The organism is Saezia sanguinis, assembly GCF_003991585.1.
Classification (GTDB): Bacteria; Pseudomonadota; Gammaproteobacteria; order Burkholderiales; family Burkholderiaceae_C; genus Saezia; species Saezia sanguinis.
In genome coordinates this window covers 1-5,664 of sequence record NZ_PQSP01000014.1, presented here as the reverse complement: position 1 = coordinate 5,664, position 5,664 = coordinate 1, and the positions used below count along the sequence as shown (strand labels likewise).

Sequence of the window (5,664 nt, the reverse complement as noted above, 5' to 3'; positions counted from 1 at the left end):
GGTGCTATAGTTCATGTCTTCGCTGAATTACAGCGCAGCTGCAAAGCATGATGAGAGGAAGGCTCCCTGATGAAAAGTGAGGGGGCTTTTTAATCGGTTAAGCAGAATATGTATCTTTAAAAATTAACAGCCGATAAGCGTGGGTGTTTGGAGTGGTTGAGAAGACTTCTTCAAATACTCATGAAAGAAACAAGACAAATGTAGAGGTAAATACTTTTACATCCAAATTGTTTCCGTCAAGAGTTTAAATTTAACTGGATTAAACTGAAGAGTTTGATCCTGGCTCAGATTGAACGCTGGCGGCATGCTTTACACATGCAAGTCGAACGGCAGCACGGGTGCTTGCACCTGGTGGCGAGTGGCGAACGGGTGAGTAATACATCGGAACGTGCCCAGTAGTGGGGGATAGCTCGGCGAAAGCCGGATTAATACCGCATAATACCTATGGGAGAAAGCAGGGGACCTTCGGGCCTTGTGCTATTGGAGCGGCCGATGACAGATTAGGTAGTTGGTGGGGTAAAGGCCTACCAAGCCCGCGATCTGTAGCTGGTCTGAGAGGATGATCAGCCACACTGGGACTGAGACACGGCCCAGACTCCTACGGGAGGCAGCAGTGGGGAATTTTGGACAATGGGGGCAACCCTGATCCAGCCATGCCGCGTGCAGGAAGAAGGCCTTCGGGTTGTAAACTGCTTTTGTCAGGGAAGAAATCCTGCTTGATAATACCTTGCGGGGATGACGGTACCTGAAGAATAAGCACCGGCTAACTACGTGCCAGCAGCCGCGGTAATACGTAGGGTGCGAGCGTTAATCGGAATTACTGGGCGTAAAGCGTGCGCAGGCGGTGTTGTAAGACCGATGTGAAATCCCCGGGCTTAACCTGGGAACTGCATTGGTGACTGCAATGCTTGAGTACGGTAGAGGGGGGTGGAATTTTGCGTGTAGCAGTGAAATGCGTAGATATGCAAAGGAACACCGATGGCGAAGGCAGCCCCCTGGACCTGTACTGACGCTCATGCACGAAAGCGTGGGGAGCAAACAGGATTAGATACCCTGGTAGTCCACGCCCTAAACGATGTCAACTAGTTGTTGGAGAGTTTAATCTTCAGTAACGAAGCCAACGCGTGAAGTTGACCGCCTGGGGAGTACGGCCGCAAGGTTGAAACTCAAAGGAATTGACGGGGACCCGCACAAGCGGTGGATGATGTGGTTTAATTCGATGCAACGCGAAAAACCTTACCTACCCTTGACATGTCAGGAATCCTTCAGAGATGAGGGAGTGCTCGCAAGAGAACCTGAACACAGGTGCTGCATGGCTGTCGTCAGCTCGTGTCGTGAGATGTTGGGTTAAGTCCCGCAACGAGCGCAACCCTTGTCATTAGTTGCTACGAAAGGGCACTCTAATGAGACTGCCGGTGACAAACCGGAGGAAGGTGGGGATGACGTCAAGTCCTCATGGCCCTTATGGGTAGGGCTACACACGTCATACAATGGCTGGTACAAAGGGCTGCCAACCCGCGAGGGGGAGCCAATCCTATAAAACCAGTCGTAGTCCGGATTGCACTCTGCAACTCGAGTGCATGAAGTCGGAATCGCTAGTAATCGTGGATCAGCATGTCACGGTGAATACGTTCCCGGGTCTTGTACACACCGCCCGTCACACCATGGGAGCGGGTTTTGCCAGAAGTAGTTAGCCTAACCGCAAGGAGGGCGATTACCACGGCAGGGTTCGTGACTGGGGTGAAGTCGTAACAAGGTAGCCGTACCGGAAGGTGCGGCTGGATCACCTCCTTTCTGGAAACAAACAAGAAGACATCAAAAGCGCTTCAAGCGCCCACACTTATCGGTTGTCCGTCAAAGCCAAAGCGGCAAAGCCAATGTAGAGCCGCAGGAAATCCGAGAAAGAATGTGCGGGTCTGTAGCTCAGTTGGTTAGAGCACCGTCTTGATAAGGCGGGGGTCGTTGGTTCGAGACCAACCAGACCCACCACGAAGACAGGAAGACGTCAACGAATCCTTAAGGGGGATTAGCTCAGCTGGGAGAGCACCTGCTTTGCAAGCAGGGGGTCGTCGGTTCGATCCCGTCATCCTCCACCAAAAAAGGCATTTACGGACACACAGGAAAAGGCGTCAGATATAAAAGTTGTGCGCTAAACACAGCTTTTATATCTGCTGATCCTTGAGAGCAGCAGCAAATCGGTTGATCTTTAACAATTCATAGAGTCGAAAATCAGCGTTTATGTATGTAAATACATAAACAACTTGATTGCGTCAAAAACATATAGACACTTAAAACTTAAGTGAATACGGCATAAAACGCGAATTGAAGACCAGCACCTTTAAAAAGGTGGTGCTGAGATCTTGTAAGCAGTGACTTGAACCAGACACTTTGGATGAAAGCTAGGGGAGCGATCCTTTGGCGTCAAAGTTATGGGGTCAAGTGACTAAGAGCATGTGGTGGATGCCTTGGCGATAACAGGCGATGAAGGACGTGGTAGCCTGCGAAAAGCTGCGGAGAGCTGGCAAACAAGCATTATTATCCGCAGACATCCGAATGGGGAAACCCACCTCTTTTGAGGTATCCATACCTGAATACATAGGGTATGAGAAGCGAACCCGGAGAACTGAAACATCTAAGTACCCGGAGGAAAAGACATCAACCGAGATTGCGCAAGTAGTGGCGAGCGAACGCGCAGCAGCCTGTACGAGATAGCTGGAATTGTTAGAAAAATGAGTTGGAAAGCTCAGCCAAAGAAGGTGATAGCCCTGTATTTGAAGACATTCCAGTGGTACTAAGCGTAGAACAAGTAGGGCGGGGCACGAGAAACCCTGTCTGAACATAGGGGGACCATCCTCTAAGGCTAAATACTCGTTATCGACCGATAGTGAACTAGTACCGTGAGGGAAAGGCGAAAAGAACCCCGGGAGGGGAGTGAAATAGATACTGAAACCGCATGCTTACAAAAAGTCGGAGCCTCTTAATGGGGTGACGGCGTACCTTTTGTATAATGGGTCAGCGACTTACATTTAGTGGCAAGCTTAACCGAATAGGGCAGGCGTAGGGAAACCGAGTCCGAATAGGGCGTCATAGTCGCTAGGTGTAGACCCGAAACCAAGTGATCTATCCATGGCCAGGATGAAGGTGCGGTAACACGCACTGGAGGTCCGAACCGACTAGTGTTGCAAAACTAGCGGATGAGCTGTGGATAGGGGTGAAAGGCTAAACAAACTTGGAAATAGCTGGTTCTCTCCGAAAACTATTTAGGTAGTGCCTCAAGTATTACCATCGGGGGTAGAGCACTGTTATGGCTAGGGGGTCATGGCGACTTACCAAACCATGGCAAACTCCGAATACCGATGAGTATGAGCTTGGGAGACAGTGCACCGGGTGCTAACGTCCGGACACAAGAGGGAAACAACCCAGACCGCCAGCTAAGGTCCCCAAAATTGGCTAAGTGGGAAACGAAGTGGGAAGGCATAGACAGTCAGGAGGTTGGCTTAGAAGCAGCCATCCTTTAAAGAAAGCGTAATAGCTCACTGATCGAGTCGTCCTGCGCGGAAGATGTAACGGGGCTCAAGCCAGTTACCGAAGCTGCGGATGCACAGTTTGACTGTGCGTGGTAGGAGAGCGTTCTGTAAGCCTGAGAAGGTGAACTGTGAGGTTTGCTGGAGGTATCAGAAGTGCGAATGCTGACATGAGTAGCGTTAAAAGGGGTGAAAAGCCCCTTCGCCGAAAGCGCAAGGTTTCCTACGCAACGTTCATCGGCGTAGGGTGAGTCGGCCCCTAAGGCGAGGCAGAGATGCGTAGCTGATGGGAAACAGGTTAATATTCCTGTACCGAGTTGTAGTGCGATGTGGGGACGAAGAAGGTTAGCTCATCAGCCTGTTGGAATAGGCTGTTGCGATTCGTAGGTGGGGAGTTTAGGCAAATCCGGACTCCTATTTAAACACTGAGGATGAGGACGAGGGTCTACGGACCTGAAGTGAGTGATACCCAGCTTCCAAGAAAAGCCACTAAGCTTCAGCTACAACACGACCGTACCGCAAACCGACACTGGTGCGCGAGATGAGTATTCTAAGGCGCTTGAGAGAACTCTGGAGAAGGAACTCGGCAAATTGACACCGTAACTTCGGGAGAAGGTGTGCCCTTGGTAGGTGAACGTGAACAACGGGAGCCGAAGGGGGCCGCAGAGAATAGGTGGCTGCGACTGTTTATTAAAAACACAGCACTCTGCTAACACGAAAGTGGAAGTATAGGGTGTGATGCCTGCCCGGTGCTGGAAGATTAAATGATGGGGTGCAAGCTCTTGATTGAAGTCCCAGTAAACGGCGGCCGTAACTATAACGGTCCTAAGGTAGCGAAATTCCTTGTCGGGTAAGTTCCGACCTGCACGAATGGCATAACGATGGCCACACTGTCTCCTCCAGAGACTCAGCGAAGTTGAAATGTTTGTGATGATGCAATCTCCCCGCGGAAAGACGGAAAGACCCCATGAACCTTTACTGTAGCTTTGTATTGGACTTTGAATATATCTGTGTAGGATAGGTGGGAGGCTATGAAGCGTGTACGCTAGTATGCGCAGAGCCGCCCTTGAAATACCACCCTGGTGTGTTTGAGGTTCTAACCTAGGTCCCTGAATCGGGACTGGGGACAGTGCATGGTAGGCAGTTTGACTGGGGCGGTCTCCTCCTAAAGTGTAACGGAGGAGTTCGAAGGTACGCTAGGCACGGTCGGAAATCGTGCTGATAGTGCAATGGTACAAGCGTGCTTAACTGCGAGACTGACAAGTCGAGCAGATGCGAAAGCAGGACATAGTGATCCGGTGGTTCTGAATGGAAGGGCCATCGCTCAACGGATAAAAGGTACTCTGGGGATAACAGGCTGATACCGCCCAAGAGTTCATATCGACGGCGGTGTTTGGCACCTCGATGTCGGCTCATCTCATCCTGGGGCTGTAGCCGGTCCCAAGGGTATGGCTGTTCGCCATTTAAAGAGGTACGTGAGCTGGGTTTAAAACGTCGTGAGACAGTTTGGTCCCTATCTTCCGTGGGCGCTGCAAGATTGAGAGAGCCTGCTCCTAGTACGAGAGGACCGGAGTGGACGCACCTCTGGTGTATCGGTTGTCACGCCAGTGGCATTGCCGAGTAGCTAAGTGCGGAAGAGATAACCGCTGAAAGCATCTAAGCGGGAAACTCGTCTCAAGATAAGTCTTGCCGGGGCCTAGAGCCCCCTGAAGAGTCGTTCGAGACCAGGACGTTGATAGGCCGGGTGTGGAAGTGCAGTAATGTACGTAGCTAACCGGTACTAATTGCTCGTGAGGCTTGACCCTATAACTTTGATTGACAAAGTGAAAAGTAGGTCACTGCGAAAATGAATACGTGATTTATGCCCTTTTATATGAAAGAGGCGCCAATCAAGATAAGCTGATTAGCGATGATATGAATTGAGAAGTGGGAGCTTGCAAGCAAGCTCTTTCTTCAGAACAACAGGTTACAGTCTGATGACCATAGCAAGGTGGCACCACTCCTTCCCATCCCGAACAGGACAGTGAAACGCCTTAGCGCCGATGATAGTGCCCAATTGCCGGGTGTGAAAGTAGGACATCGTCAGACTATTTATGCTACGAAAAAGCCCTCTGCTAAACACAGGGGGCTTTTTTATTGG

At 50.6% G+C, this 5,664-nt stretch carries 2 tRNA genes and 3 rRNA genes; all 5 read left to right on the top strand.

The window, feature by feature from the left end:
- Positions 1 to 261 precede the first annotated feature (261 nt).
- The 5 genes from CUZ56_RS14780 to rrf all read left to right on the top strand — a co-directional run bounded on the left by CUZ56_RS14780 (position 262) and on the right by rrf (position 5,612).
- Positions 262 to 1,794: ribosomal RNA gene (locus CUZ56_RS14780) — 16S ribosomal RNA — on the top strand.
- A gap of 118 nt (positions 1,795 to 1,912) precedes the next feature.
- Positions 1,913 to 1,989 (top strand) — tRNA-Ile (locus CUZ56_RS14775).
- A gap of 31 nt (positions 1,990 to 2,020) precedes the next feature.
- A tRNA-Ala gene (locus CUZ56_RS14770) sits at positions 2,021 to 2,096 on the top strand.
- 337 nt (positions 2,097 to 2,433) lie between these two features.
- Positions 2,434 to 5,329 (top strand): 23S ribosomal RNA (locus CUZ56_RS14765).
- A gap of 167 nt (positions 5,330 to 5,496) precedes the next feature.
- Positions 5,497 to 5,612, top strand: a 5S ribosomal RNA gene (gene rrf / locus CUZ56_RS14760).
- Together the 16S, 23S and 5S rRNA genes with 2 tRNA genes alongside form the textbook arrangement of a ribosomal RNA operon.
- The last annotated feature ends 52 nt before the right edge of the window (positions 5,613 to 5,664 follow it).